Origin of the sequence: Streptomyces sp. NPDC048441, from assembly GCF_043200235.1 — a bacterium.
Taxonomy (GTDB): domain Bacteria; phylum Actinomycetota; class Actinomycetes; order Streptomycetales; family Streptomycetaceae; genus Streptomyces.
In genome coordinates this window covers 202,179-221,909 of sequence record NZ_JBICXM010000003.1, presented here as the reverse complement: position 1 = coordinate 221,909, position 19,731 = coordinate 202,179, and the positions used below count along the sequence as shown (strand labels likewise).

The 19,731-nt window shown below is 68.5% G+C and carries 16 protein-coding genes and 1 riboswitch; of the genes, 9 read left to right on the top strand and 7 right to left on the bottom strand.

Features of this window, described 5'->3' with window-relative positions:
* Window positions 1–94: 94 nt before the first annotated feature.
* Genes ACGFSB_RS08950 through ACGFSB_RS08940 form a run of 3 tightly spaced genes read right to left on the bottom strand, consistent with a single transcriptional unit; the run spans window position 95 to window position 2,122 of the window.
* Complete coding sequence (locus tag ACGFSB_RS08950) at window positions 95–1,228, bottom strand: cystathionine gamma-lyase (protein ID WP_393396266.1); 1,134 nt, start codon at window positions 1,226–1,228, stop codon at window positions 95–97.
* Entirely contained in the window at window positions 1,225–1,731 is a 507-nt protein-coding gene (locus ACGFSB_RS08945) for a low molecular weight protein-tyrosine-phosphatase (protein WP_393396264.1), read from the bottom strand. Before ACGFSB_RS08945 ends, ACGFSB_RS08950 begins: the two co-directional genes overlap by 4 nt.
* A gap of 10 nt (window positions 1,732–1,741) precedes the next feature.
* Window positions 1,742–2,122: a phage holin family protein gene (locus ACGFSB_RS08940; RefSeq protein WP_393396262.1), complete on the bottom strand. Its 381-nt coding sequence runs from the start codon at window positions 2,120–2,122 to the stop codon at window positions 1,742–1,744.
* A 71-nt stretch (window positions 2,123–2,193) separates the two neighbouring features.
* On the opposite strand from ACGFSB_RS08940, the gene ACGFSB_RS08935 reads away from it, so the two are divergent.
* The 4 genes from ACGFSB_RS08935 to ACGFSB_RS08920 all read left to right on the top strand — a co-directional run bounded on the left by ACGFSB_RS08935 (window position 2,194) and on the right by ACGFSB_RS08920 (window position 4,500).
* The gene (locus ACGFSB_RS08935) at window positions 2,194–2,511 is read left to right on the top strand and encodes a cupin domain-containing protein (RefSeq protein WP_393396261.1); all 318 of its coding nucleotides are present in this window, start codon (window positions 2,194–2,196) and stop codon (window positions 2,509–2,511) included.
* A gap of 215 nt (window positions 2,512–2,726) precedes the next feature.
* Window positions 2,727–2,948 (top strand): DUF5326 family protein, encoded by a 222-nt coding sequence (locus ACGFSB_RS08930; RefSeq protein ID WP_393396259.1) that lies wholly within the window; start codon window positions 2,727–2,729, stop codon window positions 2,946–2,948.
* Between the two features lie 285 nt (window positions 2,949–3,233).
* Complete coding sequence (locus ACGFSB_RS08925; protein WP_393397020.1) at window positions 3,234–3,959, top strand: IclR family transcriptional regulator; 726 nt, start codon at window positions 3,234–3,236, stop codon at window positions 3,957–3,959.
* Between the two features lie 103 nt (window positions 3,960–4,062).
* The gene (locus ACGFSB_RS08920; RefSeq protein ID WP_393396257.1) at window positions 4,063–4,500 is read left to right on the top strand and encodes an SsgA family sporulation/cell division regulator; all 438 of its coding nucleotides are present in this window, start codon (window positions 4,063–4,065) and stop codon (window positions 4,498–4,500) included.
* Window positions 4,501–4,559: 59 nt separating this feature from the next.
* On the opposite strand, the gene ACGFSB_RS08915 is transcribed toward ACGFSB_RS08920, so the two are convergent.
* Window positions 4,560–5,969, bottom strand: a complete 1,410-nt coding sequence (locus ACGFSB_RS08915; RefSeq protein ID WP_393396255.1) for a YibE/F family protein — start codon at window positions 5,967–5,969, stop codon at window positions 4,560–4,562.
* Between the two features lie 71 nt (window positions 5,970–6,040).
* Window positions 6,041–6,196, top strand: a riboswitch (TPP riboswitch).
* Here ACGFSB_RS08915 and thiC point away from each other — a divergent pair.
* Entirely contained in the window at window positions 6,189–7,994 is a 1,806-nt protein-coding gene (thiC, locus tag ACGFSB_RS08910; protein ID WP_393396253.1) for a phosphomethylpyrimidine synthase ThiC, read from the top strand. It overlaps the preceding riboswitch by 8 nt.
* Window positions 7,995–8,084: 90 nt before the next feature.
* On the opposite strand, the gene ACGFSB_RS08905 is transcribed toward thiC, so the two are convergent.
* From ACGFSB_RS08905 to ACGFSB_RS08895, 3 genes are all read right to left on the bottom strand, one after another.
* A complete protein-coding gene (locus tag ACGFSB_RS08905) occupies window positions 8,085–8,954 on the bottom strand; it encodes a hypothetical protein (protein ID WP_393396251.1) in 870 nt (289 codons plus the stop codon).
* A gap of 181 nt (window positions 8,955–9,135) precedes the next feature.
* On the bottom strand, window positions 9,136–10,287 hold the full coding sequence (locus ACGFSB_RS08900; RefSeq protein WP_393397018.1) for a metallophosphoesterase: 1,152 nt from the start codon (window positions 10,285–10,287) through the stop codon (window positions 9,136–9,138).
* A gap of 279 nt (window positions 10,288–10,566) precedes the next feature.
* Window positions 10,567–11,688: a LacI family DNA-binding transcriptional regulator gene (locus ACGFSB_RS08895; RefSeq protein ID WP_393396249.1), complete on the bottom strand. Its 1,122-nt coding sequence runs from the start codon at window positions 11,686–11,688 to the stop codon at window positions 10,567–10,569.
* A gap of 394 nt (window positions 11,689–12,082) precedes the next feature.
* On the opposite strand from ACGFSB_RS08895, the gene hisC reads away from it, so the two are divergent.
* From hisC to cydD, 4 genes are all read left to right on the top strand, one after another.
* A complete protein-coding gene (hisC, locus tag ACGFSB_RS08890) occupies window positions 12,083–13,180 on the top strand; it encodes a histidinol-phosphate transaminase (protein WP_393396247.1) in 1,098 nt (365 codons plus the stop codon).
* A 264-nt stretch (window positions 13,181–13,444) separates the two neighbouring features.
* Complete coding sequence (locus ACGFSB_RS08885) at window positions 13,445–14,983, top strand: cytochrome ubiquinol oxidase subunit I (protein WP_393396245.1); 1,539 nt, start codon at window positions 13,445–13,447, stop codon at window positions 14,981–14,983.
* 14 nt (window positions 14,984–14,997) lie between these two features.
* Window positions 14,998–16,002, top strand: coding sequence for a cytochrome d ubiquinol oxidase subunit II (gene cydB / locus ACGFSB_RS08880; protein ID WP_393396243.1), 1,005 nt, complete (start codon window positions 14,998–15,000; stop codon window positions 16,000–16,002).
* A gap of 106 nt (window positions 16,003–16,108) precedes the next feature.
* The gene (gene cydD, locus ACGFSB_RS08875; RefSeq protein ID WP_393396241.1) at window positions 16,109–19,675 is read left to right on the top strand and encodes a thiol reductant ABC exporter subunit CydD; all 3,567 of its coding nucleotides are present in this window, start codon (window positions 16,109–16,111) and stop codon (window positions 19,673–19,675) included.
* Window positions 19,676–19,731 lie beyond the last annotated feature (56 nt).

Genomic DNA, 19,731 nt, shown 5'->3' with positions numbered 1-19,731 from the left:
CGGGCCGTTCGTTCTGCGTAGTTCGGTACGAGCTCGGAGCCGTCCGGGAACTGGTCCGGAGCCGGCCGGGAGTGGTTCGCGGCGCCGGAAGCCGTCAGTCCGCCGACTCGTCCAGCGCGCGCAGCACATCCGCCACCAGGTCATCGGGGTCCTCGGATCCGGCGGAGAGACGGATGAAGCCCTCTGGGACGGCGTCCCCGCCCCAGCGTCCACGCCGCTCGGCGGTGGAACGTACGCCACCAAAACTCGTCGCGTCGTCGACCAGACGCAGCGAGTCGAGAAAGCGGTCGGCACGCGCGCGCGTAGGAAGCGTGAACGAGACCACGCACCCGAAGCGCCGCATCTGCTGCGAGGCGATCTTGTACGAGGGGTCGTCGGGCAGTCCCGGATAGCGGAGCCCGGTGACCTCACCGCGGCCGCGCAGCGCTTCGGCGAGCAGCAGGGCGTTGGCGTTCTGCCGCTCGGCGCGCAGCTGGAGCGTGGCGAGCGAACGGTGTGCGAGCCAGGCCTCCATCGGTCCCGGAATCGCCCCGACGATCTTGCGCCAGCGCCGCACGGAAGCGGTCAGCTCCGCGTCGCGGCAGGCAACGTACCCAAGAAGGATGTCGCCATGGCCGGTGAGCATCTTGGTGCCGCTGGCCACGGAGAAGTCGGCGCCGAGCTCGAGAGGGCGCTGCCCCAGCGGCGTGGCCAGGGTGTTGTCGACCGCGACAAGGGCTCCACGCGCGTGTGCCGCGTCGGCGAGGCGCCGCACGTCGCACACGTCGAGGCCCGGGTTCGACGGCGTCTCGATCCACAGCAGCTTGGCCCCGTCCAGGACATCGAGCTGGGCGTCGCCGCCGGTCGGGGCGGTGCGCACCTCGATGCCGTACGCGGTGAGCTGCTCCCTGACCAGGGGCAGCGCCTGATAGCCGTCGTCCGGCAGGACCACCGCGTCACCGGCGCGCAGCTGCGAGAAGAGCACCGCCGAGATCGCGGCCATGCCGGAGGCGAAGACGAGGGTCTCGACGTCGCCGCCAGGCGCCTCGAGCTCGCCGATGGCCTGTTCCAGCAGCGTCCAGGTGGGGTTGTCGTCCCGACCGTAGGTGTACGGCCCGGTGGGATCGCCCGGCAGGTGGAAGTGCGCCGCGAACACCGGGCCCGGAAGGGTCGGCTCGTGCTTCACCGGTTCGGGAAGCCCTGCCCGCACCGCTCTCGTGCCGTCACCTATTCCCGCGGAGTCCGTCATGCTGCCCGCCCTTCCATCTTTTCGCGTACGGCGTCGAGCAGTCCGTCGCTCGCCGCCTCCACCATTCTCAGGCACGCCTCGAACCCGTCGGCGTCCCCGTAGTACGGGTCGGGAACGTCCAGGTCGTGCAGGGTGCCCAGGTCGGTGGCCGTGGGGTCGTACGAGCGCAGCAGCCGCACCTTGTCCGCGTCCGCCGGAGTGGGCGCGAGGCGGCGGAGCGTACGCAGATGGCCGGTGTCGAGGGCGATCACCAGGTCGAGCCGCGAGAACCAGGAGACCTGGAAGCGGCGTGCCACGTGATCGCCCTCGTAGCCCGCCGCCTCCAGGACGGCGACGGTGCGCGGGTCGGCGCCGTCCCCCTCGTGCCAGCCGTCGGTGCCCGCACTGTCCACCTGGACCAGGCCCCCGAGCCCGGCATCGTCGAGCCGCGCACGGAAGACGGATTCGGCCATGGGGGACCGGCAGATGTTGCCGGTACAGACGAAACACACGGAGAAGGGCATCTGGCGGGGCTCAGTCCTTGTCGTCGGGCAGGACGACGTTCAGCGCCCAGGACACGACCGAGATGATCAGGCCGCCCAGGACGGCGGTCCAGAACCCGTCGACGTGGAAGCTGACGTCGAACTTGTCGGCGAGCCACGAGGTGAGCAGCAGCATCAGGGCGTTGACCACGAGTGTGATCAAACCGAGGGTCAGGATGAACAGAGGGAAGGTGAGCACCTTCACGATCGGCTTGACCAGGAAGTTCACCAGGCCGAAGAGCAGGGCGACGACGATCAGCGTGAGGGTCTTCTTGCCCGTGCTGTCGCCGCCCAGGGTGATCTTGTCGAGGAGCCATACGGCGACCGCCAGGGCCGCCGCGTTGGCGATCGTCTTGACTACGAAATTCTTCATGTGTCTGATCGTGGCAGACGGACGACCAGAGCGGTCGGCTCGCGAGCTGGGGCAAGGGGCGTACGAGGACGATGAAGGCATTCCGGCTGGATGAACTGGAGACGGAGCGCGCGGCGAACGACGGCGCGTACCTGCAGTTTCTGCGCGAGCGGAACATGTCGGTCGGGCTGTACGCGCTCGACGCCGGGGAGTCCGACCCGCAGCAGCCTCACCAGCAGGACGAGGTGTACATGATCGTCAGTGGCCGGGCGTCGATCACGGTCGGCATGGAGACCACCCAAGTCGCGCGTGGCAGCGTGGTGTACGTGCCCGCGGGCGCGGCCCACAAGTTCCACCACATCAGCGAGGACCTGCGGGTACTCGTCGTCTTCTCGCCGCCGGAGGGCTGATTCTCTGCGCCGAGGGACGCTCCTCTCCGCCGGAAGGCTGACTCCTCGGGGCTGGGACCTCGGGGTTCCCTAGGGGGCGGATCAGGGGAGGACAAGGGATCCGAGGCCCCCGTTGGGCCCTCGGCCGCTCTAGCATCGGATGCAGGAAGTCAGAGATGCAGAGACGCAGAGATGCGGAGATGCAGAGACCAGAGATCAAAGAGAGGTAAGGGACGATGGCAGCGCAGGAGATCTTCTCGGGATTGCCGTGGTGGGTGAAGTGGATCGCGGTGCCGATCATCGCCCTGGTCGTGTTCGGCGGTTTGATAGCGACCGTCGTGGGATTCGTGGTCGGTCTGTTGTTCAAGGCGCTGATTTTCGTGGCGATCGTGGGCGGACTGATCTACGTCGTACGGAAGTTCATAACCGGCTCGACCTCTTCGCGCAGCGGTTGGTGACTTCTCGCAACTGTTAGCTCGGGCGGGGGAAGTTTCCTGCCGAGACGCCTTAGATCGGTGGCCAAGGGTTAGAGTCCGAAAACCGACGGGGCGAACCCCGCTCGGGCGCACTGCGCCCCCACCCGCGTAACCCCGGGCACGGGTGGAACACCCCACGCGTTTCGGGAGTGAACCTTGGCCACGGTTGACACCACACCCGCCGACACTTCGTCCAACGAGCCCTCCTTCAGGGGGTCGCCAACGGTCACGGCCGCAACTGTCGCCGCGCCGACCCTCATTGGCTCTGTGCAGCGGGCGATACGGCTCCTTGAGGCCGCCTCCTCGCACCAGGAGGGGGCACCCGCCAAGCAGTTGGCCCGAGAGGCAGGGCTGGCGCTTCCCACGGCCTATCACCTGCTGCGCACGTTGACGCACGAAGGCTATCTGCGCCGGGAGAAGGGCGTGTTCGTGCTCGGCGAGGCGGCCGAGCGAATGAGCGCCAGCGGGGCACAGCAGAATCGTCGCGGCATGATCGGCGAGGCCCTGGAGCACTGGCGCGACGCCATCGGCGTACCGGTGTACTTCGCCGTCTACCGCGAGGGCGAGATCGAGGTCGTGGCTGTCGCGGACACGCCGGGGAATCCGGCGGTGGAGGAGTGGGCCGACTTCCGCGAGACCGGCCACGCTCATGCGATCGGGCAGTGTCTGCTCGCCCAACTCGACGACGAACAGCGGCAGGACCACCTCGACCGCTATCCCGTGCAATCGATCACTCGGTACTCGGTCCGTGACGACCGGAGCCTCATGCGCCGCCTGAACGGGATGGGGCGGATGCGGCCCGTGGTGGAGCGGCAGGAGTACGCGTTGGGAACGGTCTGCGCCGCTATTCCGATCACTGCGGGTAACACAGCGGCCACGATGGCCATTTCTGTTCCCTCCTACCAAGCTGAGCGGCTTCTGCCCGCAGCCGAGCGGTTGCAAGGTGAGATCGGAAAGCTACTAGGGACACTTGCCTTCTCTATCAGCATCTGAAAACTCACTCCTTGTGATCTGATGTGTACGTTAAGCAAGATGCCATGAGTGTCAGGGAGTTGGTTCCTGGCCAGTCGAGGTTTAGCGACGGGGTAGGCGGGCGATGCGCGAGTCGGTTCAGGCTGAGGTCATGATGAACTTCCTAGTGTCCGAGGAGCTGTCGTTCCGTATCCCGGTGGAACTGAGCTATGAGACCGGCGATCCCTACGCCATCCGGTTGACCTTCCACCTCCCCGGAGACGCCCCCGTGACCTGGACTTTCGGGCGCGAGCTGCTGATCGACGGGGTGGGCAGGGCGTGCGGGGACGGGGACGTGCGCATCGCGCCCACCGATCCCGAGCTGCTCGAGGAGGTCCTCATCAGGCTTCAGGTCGGCGCGGACCAGGCGCTGTTCCGGGTGGGCATCCCGCCGCTGCTCGCCTTCCTGGACCGTACGGACAAGCTGGTGCCGCTGGGCCAGGAGCGTGCACTGGCCGACTTCGAGACGCACCTGGACGAGGCGCTGGACCGGATCCTCGCCGAGGAGCAGAGCGCGGGCTGACCTGCGGATCAACGGACGGAGCCGGTTGGCATATTGGTGCATTTCGTGGCATCGGCGGCTCAGTGCTTGCGGCGGCGTCCCCCGCCGCCGCCGCGGGACTGCTTGGCGGGTGCGGGTGCGGGTGCGGGAGCGCTTGGAGTACCTGGAGCACCTGGGGTGGCTGTCACGCGGGTCGCGCGGCCCGTGGGGGTCCCGCGGTCGGCCGAGACCACGAGGGCCGCGAGTGCGGTCGTCACCGGGACCGAGGCGACCAGGCCGATCGAGCCGACCAGGGTGCGGACGATCTCCTCGGCCACCAGCTCGCTGTTGGCCACCGTGCCCACGCTGCTCTGGGCGATCGAGAAGAGCAGCAGCAGGGGCAGCGCGGCGCCCGCGTAGGCCAGGACGAGGGTGTTGACGACCGAGGCGATGTGATCGCGGCCGATGCGGATGGCGGCGCGGTACAGGCCGCGCCAGCCCATGGTGGGGTCGGCCTGGTGCAGTTCCCAGACCGCCGAGGTCTGCGTCACGGTCACATCGTCGAGCACGCCGAGCGAGCCGATGATGACGCCGGCGAGGAGCAGACCGCTCATGTCGATGGACGGGTACAGGCCGTGGATCAGGCCCGTGTTGTCGTCCGTGTTGCCGGTGAGGGAGGCCCAGCCGATGAAGATCGAGCCGAGCAGCCCGATCAGGAGCAGAGAGATCAGCGTGCCGAGGACAGCCACTGATGTGCGCGCGGTGAGTCCGTGGCAGAGATAGAGCGCGATCAGCATGATCGCGCTGGCCCCGATCACCGCCACGACCAGCGGATTCGATCCCTGGAGGATCGCGGGAAGGATGAAGAAGGTGAGGACGAGGAAGCTCAACGCCAGTGCGACCAGAGCCATGATGCCGCGCAGCCGGCCCACCACGACGACGGCGAGGGCGAAGATCCCGGCGAGCAGCGCCATGGGGAACTTCCGGTTCACATCGGTGACCGAGTACTGCAGCGCGTCGGGAGCCTTGGGCTCATAGGCGACCACCACCTGCTGGCCCTGCCTCAACTGCCGCGGTGAGTCCGGCTGGACGATCTCGGTGAAGGTGCGGCCCTTCTCCTTGCCGCTCGTCACCTCGATCGTGGCCTTCTTGCAGGTGCCCTTCGCCCGGGACTGCGCGGACTGGCCCTCAGCGGTGGAGGTGTCGCCGTTGGGCGGGGTCTGTGAGGCGTTCACGTCCGAGCAGGGGAGCTCCTGCAGCTTCGTCACCGTGGCCGACTGGGTCTGCCGGTCGAAGCCGACTCCGGTGCGCTCATGGGCGGGCGCGCCGCCGGGCCAGAGCACCGCGAGTCCTACGACGACCGCCACGGCGAAAGGGATCAGCACGGCGGCGATGACCTTGCGCAGATGCTTGGAGACGGGCGCGGCCGGGCCGTGGTTGTGGGAGTGGCCGTGCGGGTCCGGCGGCGGGTTCTGGGCGGGCGGCTGGGACGGCGGTTGTGTGGTGGTCACTGCCCGATCATCGCAAGAACGGAGGGGGCCCTCTGTTCAGCGCGCCCGACAGGACGCTAGCGTGGGGGCACCTTTGCAATCGCGGGAGCTCGGAGCACCGGGCTGAGAGGGCGCTGACCTCCGTACGAAGCGGCACAAAAAGTGCACGAGCCGTACGGGATTCGCTGCGTCGACCGCCGAACCTGTTACCGGGTAATGCCGGCGTAGGGAGTAGGTCTCATGACCACATCGGACACACGCACGCCTGCCTCCAGCAGCGACGAGAACGGCGGGAACGACGAGACCGTCGCCGCGGAGGCCGGGAAGTCCATCGGCTGGCACAAGGCGTATGTCGAGGGCTCACGCCCCGACCTGCGGGTGCCGGTCCGCCAGGTGCACCTCACCAACGGCAAGGCCGTGACCCTGTACGACACTTCGGGGCCGTACACCGACGAGTCCATCGACACCGACGTCCGCCGGGGCCTCGCGCCCCTCCGGGAGAACTGGATCATCGCCCGCGGTGACACCGAGGAGTACACGGGCCGTCCGCCCCGCCCCGAGGACGACGGCATCAAGCACACCTCACCGCGCGGCGGCCTGAAGAACCTCGACGCGGTCTTCCCCGGCCGCCCGCGCCAGCCGCGCAGGGGCCGCGAGGGCCAGGCGGTGACGCAGCTCGCGTATGCCCGCCGCGGTGAGATCACGCCCGAGATGGAGTTCATCGGGATCCGCGAGAACCTCGACCCCGAGGTCGTGCGCGCGGAGGTCGCCGCGGGCCGCGCGGTGATCCCCGCCAACGTGAACCACCCGGAGATCGAGCCGATGATCATCGGCAAGAAGTTCCTGGTGAAGGTCAACGCCAACATCGGCAACTCCGCGGTCACCTCCTCCATCGAGGAGGAGGTGGACAAGATGACCTGGGCGACCAAGTGGGGCGCCGACACGGTCATGGACCTCTCCACCGGGCGCAACATCCACACCACCCGCGAGTGGGTCCTGCGCAACTCCCCCGTCCCCATCGGCACCGTGCCGCTCTACCAGGCCCTGGAGAAGGTCGACGGCCAGGCCGAGGCGCTGACCTGGGAGATCTACAAGGACACGGTCATCGAGCAGGCCGAACAGGGCGTGGACTACATGACGGTGCACGCGGGCGTGCGCCTTCCGTACGTCCCGCTGACCGCCAACCGCAAGACCGGCATCGTCTCGCGCGGCGGCTCGATCATGGCGGCCTGGTGTCTCGCGCACCACAAGGAGAGCTTCCTCTACGAGAACTTCGAGGAGCTCTGCGAGATCCTCGCGTCGTACGACGTGACGTACTCGCTCGGCGACGGCCTGCGCCCCGGTTCGATCGCGGACGCCAACGACGAGGCGCAGTTCGCCGAGTTGCGCACCCTCGGGGAACTCAACACGATCGCCAAGCGTCATCACGTACAGACCATGATCGAGGGCCCCGGGCACGTCCCGATGCACAAGATCAAGGAGAACATCGACCTTCAGCAGGAGATCTGCGAGGAGGCGCCGTTCTACACGCTCGGCCCGCTGACCACGGACATCGCGCCCGCGTACGACCACATCACCTCCGGCATCGGCGCCGCGATGATCGGCTGGTGGGGCACGGCGATGCTCTGCTACGTCACGCCCAAGGAGCACCTGGGCCTGCCCAACCGGGACGACGTGAAGACCGGCGTCATCACGTACAAGATCGCGGCCCACGCGGCGGACCTCGCCAAGGGGCACCCGGGCGCGCAGGACTGGGACGACGCGCTCTCGGACGCACGCTTCGAGTTCCGCTGGGAGGACCAGTTCAACCTGGCCCTCGACCCGGTCACGGCACGGGAGTTCCACGACGAGACGCTGCCGGCGGAGCCCGCGAAGACGGCGCATTTCTGCTCGATGTGCGGGCCGAAGTTCTGCTCGATGAAGATCTCGCACGACATCCGGCGTGAGCACGGCGGCACGCAGGACGAGATCAAGGCGGGCATGGACCAGAAGTCCAAGGAGTTCGCGGCAGCAGGAAACCGCGTGTATCTGCCGATCGCCGACTGAGCGGCGTCACGCACCGCCGCCGACCGGGCATCGGTCGGTACGCACCGCGCTTCGGGCGGGCTTCGCGCCCGCCCGAGGCAGCGTCGCGCACTACTCCGGCTTGTGGTCAGGGCCGCCGAAGTCCGGGCTTGAGAAGTCCGGGCTCGAGTAGCTCGGGCGCGGCCTTGACGGGCCGCCGTCCGGGCTGCTGAACCCCGGCCTGTGATAGCCGAGTTGGGGTATGCGGCTCGGGTCCGTCGATGGCGTACGGGCCACGTGTGCCGCCCCCGGATCCGCGAGTGCTTCCCGCAGGAACGGCAGGACGCCGCGCTCCATGAGTGCCTCGCCCCAGGCTTCCCTGGCGCGGACCACCTCCTCGTTCCATTCGCCGTACGCACCGGCCTGGAGCGAGGTGGAGCCGTTGCGCAGGGCGGCCAGGAGCAGACCGATCGCGGCGACCAGGATGCCCCCTGCGGTGAGCGCGCCGAACAGCCATCCCGCGGTGATCAGGGTGTCCGCGAAGGCGGGCTCGGGGTTGAGCATTTTCAGGATGTAGCCGACGAGCAGGAAGATCGCGGCGGCCGCCCCCGCGAGCACGGGTGCGAGCACGGCGACTACCGCTATCGCCCCCGCCCCTGACGTCTGGGCGGTGACCTCCCCCATCGTGGTGGCGAGACCGAGGCCGCCCGAGCCGGTTTCCGCCGGCCCTTCGCTGCCCCTCTCCTGGATCGATGATGCGGCAGATCCGCTTTCGCGCAGTTCCTCGCGGATCTTCACGTAGGTCGCGTACTCGGTCGTGGCGGCGGCCGTGATCAGCGCAGTGGCGTTCAGTGCCATGGTGCGCAGCTGCTCGGGATTGAGCCGCTCGCCCACTGCGGCGAGATCAGGACGATCTGGTGCGGTGCGCAGCGCCTCATCGAGGATCCGCTCGAATTCGGGGCGGTCCTCATTCAGCAGGTGTGGAGCGCTGTTCATGTGCATCCCCCGATGCTCCGTAGGGCTTGGGGCTCGCATGGGTGCGAGCCGTCGGGCAGAAACGGAGGGGAGCCTGCTACGGATAAGCCGATGGTAGAGCCGTGACGGCACGCGGTGACAGGGGGTTTCCAGAAATAGGCCCCCTGGCCAGCGTGATCCTGTACTCGTGTGCCTGCCCGGAGAACGCTCAGCTATCCAGGGGAAGTTGGCAGACCAGCAGCTTTCCGGCCATGGTCACTCCGCCGTCCATGGCGATGGCGAGGCCGCCTGCGTAGATGTGCGGTCCCTCGATGACGGGGCCGCCACCGTCCGAGTCGTCCTCGGAGCCGACATCGCCGAGCAGATACGGGATAGGGCTGTGACCATGGACGATGCGGTGGCCGCCGTACATGTCGAGGAGTTCGCGTACGGCAGCGGGGCCTGACTCGTCACGGAAGGCGAAGCGCTTGGTGAACTTCCGGAAGAGGTCCCAGCATTCGTCCGCGTCGTTGCGCGTGAGGGTCTCGCGGACCGTGTCGTTCACGGCCTCGATCGAGTCGCCGTAATCCAGATAGGCGGTTGTGTCGGAGTGCATCAGGAGATGCCCGTCCTCCGACTCGATCGCGTCGAGGCGGGCCATCCACTGGAGATGGTGGTCCTCCAGGCGCTCCATGTCGGTCTTCTGACCGCCGTTCAGGAGCCAGGCGGCCTGGAAAGTGGCGGTGCCCGCGCCGGAGTTGACCGGGGTGTCGCCGAACCGCTTCGCGCCGAGCAGGAGCAGTTCGTGGTTGCCCATGAGGGCCTTGCAGTAGCCGCCGGCGGCGGCCGCCTGCGCGGACAGGCGCATCACGAGGTCGATGACGCCGATGCCGTCGGGGCCGCGGTCGGTGAAGTCGCCGAGGAACCAGAGGCGCGCGTTGTCCGCGGACCAGTCGCCGTCCGCGTCGATGAGGCCCTGCTCCTGGAGCGCCGCGAGCAGCTCGTCCAGATAGCCGTGCACATCGCCCACGACGTACAGCGGGCCGTGTTCCTCGGCGGCCGGCGCCTGGGGAGGCTCGGGCATGGCCTGCACCTCCACTCGCACGGTGTCGCCGCGGTTGATGACGGGCAGGTCGCGCTGGGTCGGGGTGTAGCCGTCGCCTGCTTCCGGTGCTTCCGGTGCTTCCGGCATTCCCGGTGCTTCCGGCATTCCCGGCACCCCGAGGCTGTCTCTCGAGCCGTCCGGACCCACCATGCTCACCGAACCTCCCTGCACCGGACCGGTCTCATGGACGTACGCCGGTACGCGGAAGTCGCGCAACGTCGCCGTCCGCACATCGGGTCCCTGACCGGCCCCCTGAGTCATCGACCCCTCCACCACCATTGCGCCGCATCTGCACCGAGATCGGACTGCTTGGTCGCAGCGGCCCGCGGTGTCGTCCGCCCATCATAGGAATGCGGCTCGCGCTGTGTGGTGCACCAGGGGTGGTGAATCAGTGCTGAACCCCAGTTCACCGAGGTTTTCTCCCGAATTGGGTAGGGGTTTCCCCGCAGATCACGACGTGGCAGTGCCGATCAGGGCCGATCAGTGTTGGTTCAGTGTCGGTCAGTGCTTGGCGGCACCGGCCGACGGGGTGTTCCTCCCCGCCGGCCGGCACGCTCAACCGGGTCCGGGTGAGCGGGGAGGGCTGACCGTCGTGCGCGGTGGACGTCGCTCGGACGAGGTGCGCACGATCAGCTCCGTCGGTATCACCTGCTCGACGGGTCGGCCTGAATCGAGCCCTTCGATGGCGTCGATGAGGAGCTGCACCACGGCCGTGCCGATGCGCCGCGGTTTGAGCGAGAGCGTGGTGATGGGCGGTTCCGTCGTGGCGTAGACCGTCGACTCGCTGCAGCACACGAGCAGCAGATCGTCGGGGACGCGCAGTCCGTACCGGCGGGCGGCTGCGAGGAGATCGGTGCCGTTCGGGTCGAAGAGGCCGTAGACGGCGTCGGGCCGGTCCGGTCTCGCGAGCAGCCGGTCGGCCGCGACGGCGCCCGCGCACGGGTCGTGGGCCGGGTAGGACTCGTACACCGGGTCCTGTCCGACGCGTTCGCACCAGCGCAGATAGGCGGTCGTGGACAGGTGGGTGTAAGTGTCCGTGGTGGTCCCGGTGAGCAGCCCGATCCGGCGGGCTCCGGCCGCCGCGAGGTGATCGAGGATCTCCAGGACCGCCGCCTCGTGGTCGTTGTCGACCCAGGCGGTGACCGGGAGAGAGCTGGCCGGGCGACCGTCGGACACTACGGGTAGGCCTTGGCGCACCAGTTCGCTGACGACGGGATCGTGGTCGGACGGATCGACGACGACGGTGCCGTCGAGCGCGACGTTCGACCACACGTCGACCGGGCTGCGCCGGGAGGTGGCGGGCAGGATGACGAGGGCGTAGCCGCGGGCCAGCGCGGCCGAGGTCGCGGCTCTGGCCATCTCCGCGAAGTACGCGAATTCGGTGAAGGTGAAAGGTTCATCCCCGTACGTCGTCACGGTCAGGCCGATGAGGCCCGACTTGCCGGTACGGAGCGTTCGGGCCGCGGCGGATGGGCGATAGCCCAGCCGTTCGGCGACCTCGCGGACATGGCGTCGGGTGGCGTCCGGAAGCCGCCCCTTGCCGTTAAGAGCGTCGGAGACAGTCGTGATGGAGACACCGGCGGCGGCGGCGACGTCTCTGATGCCCGCTCGGCTCTGCCGGTTGCCCCGGCGGGCGGTCTCCGCTCGGCTCACCTGATGGTTCCCTGCTGCTGTCATGGCGAGCCGATAGTAGGGCTCATGGGGGTGGGTAGTGCGGACGCATATTCACTCGTTGACAGGCACGTTTCTGCATGGCTGGGGCGGGTCAATGACCTTGGATTGCAAGGGAGTTGGTGGGATTCAGGGGCGACGGTCACTTGTCGTCGTGCAAAGGCCTGCCAAATGAGCGATGTCTCGAAGAGGTCTCAACTCACCTTCACGGGTGATGCGCGCCACGGAGTGAGCTACCGGCGCGTGCTGTGACAGGGAGCGCTCCCCCCTCTGCGCGCGCCTTCGCAGGTGGATTCCCCTGACCCATTCGCAGCAGAGCTGAATCCTCATAAGGTGAGGAGTATTGAAGTCAGACTGTTCAGGCGTGCAGGCTGTTCAGGTGTTCAAGAGGAGGACTGCGGTGAGCGAGACGAGCCCGAGGCTGCGTGCCGAGCTGGAGGGTATCCCCACCTACAAGCCGGGGAAGCCTGCCGCGGCCGCCGGTGGCGGTGCGGCCGATGGTCCGGTGGCCTACAAGCTGTCCTCGAACGAGAACCCCTACCCGCCGCTGCCGGGCGTCATGGAGAGCGCGCTCGCCGCCGCGGGCACGTTCAACCGCTACCCGGACATGGCGTGCACCGGCCTGATGAGTGAAATCGCCGACCGCTTCGGGGTGCCGGTGTCGCACGTGGCGACGGGTACCGGTTCCGTCGGCGTCGCCCAGCAGCTGCTTCAGGCCACGTCAGGGCCGGGGGACGAGGTCATCTACGCCTGGCGGTCCTTCGAGGCGTACCCGATCATCACGCAGGTGAGCGGTGCCACGTCGGTGAAGGTGCCGCTGACGCCGGGGGACGTCCACGACCTGGACGCGATGGCCGACGCCATCACTGACCGGACGCGGCTGATCTTCGTCTGCAACCCGAACAACCCGACCGGCACGGTGGTCCGCAGGGCCGAGCTCGAGCGGTTCCTGGACCGGGTGCCGAGCGATGTCCTGGTGGTCCTCGACGAGGCCTACCGCGAGTTCATCCGCGACGCCGAGGTGCCGGACGGCGTAGAGATCTACCGCGACCGTCCGAACGTCGCCGTCCTTCGTACGTTCTCCAAGGCGTACGGCCTCGCGGGTCTCCGCGTCGGCTTCGCGATTGCCCATGAGCCGGTGGCGGCGGCGCTGCGCAAGACAGCGGTGCCTTTCGGCGTGAGCCAGCTGGCACAGGACGCGGCGGTGGCTTCGCTGCGGGCCGAGGACGAACTGATGGGCCGTGTCGGCGCGTTGGTCTCCGAGCGCGTACGGGTGGTCGAGACGCTGCGGGCACAGGGCTGGACGGTGCCCGAGACACAGGCGAACTTCGTGTGGCTGCGGCTCGGGGAGCGTACGACCGACTTCGCGGCGGCGTGCGAGCGGGCCGGTGTGGTCGTGCGGCCGTTCGCGGGCGAGGGGATGCGGGCCACGATCGGGGAGACCGAGGCCAACGACATCTTCCTGCACGCGGCGGAGGCGTTCCGCAAGGAGCTCTAGCTTTCCGGTGCGAGGAGCATGAGCCCGCGAGGAGCATGAGCCTTGGGCCGACGTCGAAGAGGAAGGGCCCCCGGGGAACTCCCCGGGGGCCCTTCCTCGCGTTCCCCCGGTAAAGGGGTACCCCCCTCCAGGTGCCGACAGCCAGTACGACATAATTGCTTGTGAATGTGAACGCGTTCACAAGCGTGTCCCGGTTCCTCCGAGGATCAGTGGGATTAAAGGGGCAAACTGCCGATGTGATCACGGCCGTAAGGAGAAGTCGACGTGGATCTGGCTCTAGCGCCTGAGACCCTGGCGCGATGGCAGTTCGGCATCACCACCGTCTACCACTTCCTGTTCGTCCCACTGACGATCTCGTTGGCCGCCCTCACGGCGATCCTCGAGACGGCCTGGGTGCGCACGGGCAAGGAGCACTACCTCAGGGCGACCAAGTTCTGGGGAAAGCTGTTCCTGATCAACATCGCGATGGGTGTCGTCACCGGCATCGTCCAGGAGTTCCAGTTCGGCATGAACTGGTCCGACTACTCGCGCTTCGTCGGGGACATCTTCGGAGCGCCGCTCGCCTTCGAAGCCCTCATCGCGTTCTTCTTCGAGTCGACCTTCATCGGCTTGTGGATCTTCGGCTGGGACAAACTGCCGAAGAAGCTGCACTGCGCGACGATCTGGATCGTCTCCATCGGGACCGTTCTGTCGGCGTACTTCATCATCGCCGCGAACGCCTTTATGCAGCACCCGGTCGGCTACAAGATCGTCGAGCGGGACGGCACCAAGCGCGCCGAGCTCACCGACTTCTCGAAGGTGCTCTTCCAGGAGACGACGCTCGTCAACTTCGCCCACGTCATCTCGGCGGCCGTCCTCGTGGGCGGCGCCTTCATGACCGGCATCGCGATCTTCCACCTGCGCAAGAAGCAGCACATCCGCACCATGCGGATGTCGATGCGGCTCGGCCTGGTCACCGCGTTCGCCGGCACGCTGCTCACCGTGGTCAGCGCCGACACCCTCGGCAAGGTCATGTACGAGCAGCAGCCGATGAAGATGTCGGCCGCCGAAGCCCTGTGGGAGTCGGAGAAGCCGGCACCGTTCTCGCTCTTCGCGTACGGCGATGTCGCCAAGGGGCACAACGATGTGGCCATCCAGATCCCCGGGATACTGTCCTTCCTCGCCAAGAACAACTTCAACGCCGAGATCCCCGGCATCAACGACCTCAACAAGGCGGCGCAGGACAAGTTCGGGCCCGGCGACTACCGGCCCAACATCCCCACCGCCTACTGGTCCTACCGCTGGATGATCGGCTTCGGCGGGGTCTCGATGGCCCTGTGCACCGCCGGACTCTGGCTCACGCGGAAGAAGTTCTGGCTCGCGCCGGAGCACCGCACGGGCGAGGACGACGTGCCGAAGCTCATGCTCACCAAGAACAAGGAGCTGACGCCGAAGCTCGGCAACTGGTGGTGGCGGCTCTCCCAGTGGACGCTGATCTTCCCCCTCATCGGCACGGCCTGGGGCTGGATCTTCACCGAGACCGGGCGTCAGCCCTGGGTCGTCTACGGGGTCCTGAAGACCAGAGACGCTGTCTCGCCAGGGGTTTCGCAGGGTGAGGTGATCACCTCGCTGGTCGTGTTCACCGCGATCTACGCGATCCTCGCCGTGATCGAGGTGAAGCTGCTTCTCAAGTACATCAAGCAGGGGCCGCCCGAGCTCACCGAGGCCGACCTCAACCCGCCCACCAAGATCGGCGGTCCTGGAGCCGGATCGGGTTCGGACAGTGACGAAGACGCCGACCGGCCCATGGCCTTCTCGTACTGAGGGAGTTGATCGATATGGAACTTCACGACGTCTGGTTCGTGCTGATCGCCGTCCTGTGGATCGGCTACTTCTTTCTGGAAGGCTTCGACTTCGGGATCGGCATCCTGACCAAGCTGCTCGCCCGTGACCGGACCGAGAAGCGGGTCCTCATCAACACCATCGGCCCCGTCTGGGACGGCAACGAGGTGTGGCTGCTGACGGCGGGCGGTGCGACGTTCGCGGCCTTCCCCGAGTGGTACGCGACGCTCTTCTCCGGGTTCTATCTGCCGCTCCTGATCATCCTGCTCTGCCTGATCGTGCGCGGTGTCGCTTTCGAGTACCGGGCCAAGCGGCCCGAGGAGAAGTGGCAGCGCAACTGGGAGCAGGCGATCTTCTGGACCTCGCTGATCCCGGCGGTGATGTGGGGCGTGGCCTTCGCCAACATCACGCGCGGCGTGAAGATCGACGCCCACAAGGAGTACGTGGGCAACTTCTGGGACCTGCTCAACCCGTACGCGATTCTTGGCGGGTTGGTCACCCTGACGCTGTTCACCTTCCACGGCGCGGTGTTCGCCTCGCTCAAGACGGTGGGGGACATCCGGATGCGGGCGCGGAAGCTGGCGCTCGGCCTCGGCCTGGTGACCGCCGTCCTGGCGCTCGGGTTCCTGATCTGGACACAGGCGGACAACGGCGACGGCAAGAGCCTGGTCGCGATGGTCGTGGCCGTGGTCGCGCTGGTCGGCGCCATCGGGGCGATCAAGGTGGGGCGTGAGGGCTGGTCGTTCGCGCTGTCGGGGATCACGATCGCGGCGGCCGTCGCGATGCTCTTCCTGACGCTCTTCCCGAACGTCATGCCGTCGTCCCTGAACGAGGAGTGGAACCTCACGGTCACCAACGCCTCGTCGAGCCCCTACACCCTGAGGATCATGACCTGGTGTGCGGGGATCGCGACGCCGATCGTGCTGCTCTATCAGTCGTGGACCTACTGGGTGTTCCGCAAGCGGATCGGAACGCAGCACATCGCGGATGCGGCGCACTGAATCCCTCCACCAAGGATGCATTCTGTGAATGCATCCTTGGTGTTCGTAGGTCCCTGAGTTCTCTGCCGTCTTCCCCCGGTCCCCGGTCCCTCGGAGGGTGTTTCACGTGAAACCAATCGACCCGCGTCTGCTCCGGTACGCCCGCGCCACCCGGTTCTTCCTGATCGCGGTGGTGGTTCTCGGTGTCGCCGGAGCGGGCCTGGTCGTCGCCCAGGCGATGCTCATCGCCGAGATAGTGGTCGGGGCCTTCCAGAAGGGGCTCTCCTCCGCTGATCTGGGGACGCCGCTCGTCCTGCTCGCGGTGGTCGCGTCAGGGCGGGCGCTGATCGCCTGGCTGACCGAGCTCGCCGCGCACCGGGCCAGCGCGGCGGTGAAGTCGGAGCTCCGGGGGCGACTGCTCGAGCGGGCGGGGCAGTTGGGTCCTGGCTGGTTGAGCGGGCAGCGGACGGGGTCGCTGGTCGCGTTGGCCACACGGGGCGTGGACGCCCTGGACGACTACTTCTCGCGCTATCTGCCGCAGCTGGGGCTCGCGGTGGTGGTGCCGGTGGCGGTGCTCGCGAGGATCGTCACCGAGGACTGGGTGTCGGCGGCGATCATCGTGGTGACGCTGCCGCTGATCCCGGTCTTCATGATTCTGATCGGCATGGCGACCCAGAACCGGATGGACCGTCAGTGGCGGCTCCTCTCCCGCCTGTCGGGGCACTTCCTGGACGTGGTGGCGGGCCTGCCGACCCTGAAGGTCTTCGGGCGCGCGAAGGCGCAGGCCGAATCGATTCGGCAGATCACGGGCGAGTACCGGCAGGCGACGATGCGTACGTTGCGCATCGCCTTCTTGTCGTCGTTCGCACTCGAGCTCCTCGCGACGCTGTCGGTGGCGCTTGTCGCGGTGACGATCGGGATGCGGCTCGTTCACGGCGACATGGATCTGTACGTGGGTCTGGTCATCCTGATCCTCGCGCCCGAGGCCTATCTGCCGCTGCGCCAGGTCGGTGCGCAGTACCACGCGGCGGCGGAGGGGCTCTCCGCCGCCGAGGAGATCTTCGAGGTCCTGGAGACCGCGGGGCGGACCGCGGGGGAGGCTGCGGCGCCTTCGGGGGCGTTGAGTGTGGAGGGCGTGACGGTCCGGTATCCGGGGCGGGATTCGGACGCGGTCTCCGGGGTGTCGTTCGCGGTGGAGCAGGGCGAGACCGTGGCTCTGGTCGGGCCGAGCGGCGTGGGCAAGTCGACGCTGCTCGACGTGATCCTGGGGTTCGTCGAACCTGCCGAGGGGCGGGTGTGCGTCGGGGGCGTCGATCTGGCCGGGGTCTCGCCGGAGCGGTGGCGGGAGCGGATCGCCTGGGTGCCGCAGCGGCCGCACCTGTACGCCGGGTCCATCGCGGAGAACGTGCGGCTCGCCCGGCCGGACGCGGAGGAGCCCGCTGTGCGGGACGCGTTGCGGGCGGCCGGGGCTTGGGAGTTCGTCTCCGCGCTGCCGGGCGGGATGGAGACCGTACTTGGAGAGGACGGGGCCGGGCTTTCCGCCGGGCAGCGGCAGCGCCTTGCTCTGGCGCGGGCGTTTCTCGCCGACCGGCCTGTGGTTCTCCTCGACGAGCCGACCGCGGCTCTGGACGGGGAGACCGAGGCGGGGGTCGTAGAGGCGGTCCGGCGGTTGGCCGTGGGGCGGACCGTGCTGCTGGTGGTGCACCGGCCCGCCTTGCTGGGGGTCGCGGACCGGGTTGTGCGGCTGAACGCCGCCGGCGTCCGGCAACAGGGTCTTGGTCTGGCGGCCACGAGTTCGGCTGCCGCGCCGCCTGCCCGCTCCGGGAGCGTGCCGGTGCCCTCCGGAGGGGCGGATGCGCCCTCCGGAGCGGCGGATGAGCCCTCCGGCGGTGACGCGGTGGTAGCGCCGGGTACTCCCGGGCGGGAGACGTCCCGCCCGAGGGGCGGGGCCTTTGCCCGGCTGCGGGGCATGGCACATCAACGGAAGGGCAAGCTGGCGCTCGCCCTCCTCCTCGGCGCCCTCGCGATCGGCAGCTCCGTAGGGCTGATGGCCACCTCCGGGTGGCTGATCAGCCGGGCGTCCGAGCAGCCCCCGGTGATGTACCTGATGATCGCGGTGACGGCGACCCGTGCCTTCGGTCTTGGCCGCGCCGTCTTCCGTTACGCGGAGCGCCTCGTCTCGCACGATGCCGTCCTACGGATGCTGGCCGACACCCGCGTAGCCGTATTCCGGCGCCTCGAACGCCTCGCCCCGGCCGGGCTCAGGAAGACCCGCCGCGGCGACCTCCTCTCCCGCCTGGTCGCCGACGTGGACGCCTTGCAGGACTACTGGCTGCGCTGGCTCCTCCCCGCGTCGGCCGCCGCCGCGGTGGGCGCAGGGGCGGTCGGCTTCACCGCCTGGCTGCTGCCCGAAGCGGGTGCCGTCCTCGCTGTCGGCCTGCTCCTCGCCGGAGTGGGCGTACCGCTGCTCTCCGGAGTCGTCGCCCGCCGCGCGGAGCGAAAGCTGGCCCCCGCGCGCGGGGTGCTCGCCACCCGCGTGGCCGATCTGCTCACCGGCACCGCCGAGTTGACGGTCGCGGGCGCGCTGACCCGACGTACCGCCAAGGCGAAGGAAGCCGATGCCGAGCTGACCCGGATCGCGTCCCGTACCGCCACGGCCACCGCACTCGGCGACGGGCTCGGCTCGCTCGCCTCCGGTCTCACCGTGGCGGCCGCCGCACTCGTCGGCGTACAGGCGGTGCACGACGGTCGGCTCAGCGGCGTCGCGCTCGCCGTCGTCATCCTGACCCCGCTCGCCGCCTTCGAAGCGGTCCTCGGCCTTCCGCTCGCCGTGCAGTACCGCCAGCGCGTCAGGAAGAGCGCCGAGCGCGTCTACGAGGTCCTCGACGCACCCGAACCCGTCCCCGAGCCCGCCGAGCCCGTACAGCGCCCGCAGACGCCCTTCCCGCTCCGTCTGGAGGGGCTGCACGCCCGGTACGAGGGGCAGGACCGGGAGGCGCTCGCGGGCGTCGGCCTGACCCTGGAGCGCGGACGGCGCATCGCCGTGGTCGGGCCATCGGGTTCCGGCAAGACGACGCTCGCGCAAGTGCTCCTGCGCTTCCTGGGAGCGAGCGAAGGGACGTACTCCTTGGGCGGCACGGACGCGGCCGCGCTGAACAGCGACACCGTGCGCGAGTTCGTCGGGCTCTGCGCCCAGGACGCGCACATCTTCGACAGCTCCGTACGCGAGAACCTGCTCATCGCGCGGAAGGGCGCGAGCGACGAGGAACTGCGGGGCGCCCTCGCGCGGGCCCGACTCCAGGAGTGGACCGACTCGCTGCCCGAGGGGCTCGACACCCTGGTCGGCGAGCACGGGGCACGCGTCTCCGGAGGACAGCGGCAGCGCATCGCCCTGGCCCGCGCGCTGCTCGCCGACTTCCCCGTCCTCGTCCTCGACGAGCCTGCCGAGCACCTCGACCTGCCGACCGCCGATGCCCTCACCGACGACCTCCTCGCCGCTACCGAGGGGCGTACGACGCTGCTCATCACGCACCGTCTTGCCGGGCTCGACGCGGTGGACGAGGTGATCGTCCTGGACGCGGGGCAGGTGGTGCAGCGTGGTGCGTACACGGCTCTCGTGGCGGTGGACGGGCCGCTGCGGCACATGCTGGAGAGGGAGCGGGCGGCGGATCTGCTGGTGACGGCTGCGGGGTAGGTCTGGGGCAGGTCTGCGAGGTAGCTCGGCGGGGTAGGCCTGGGAGGTCGTTCTGC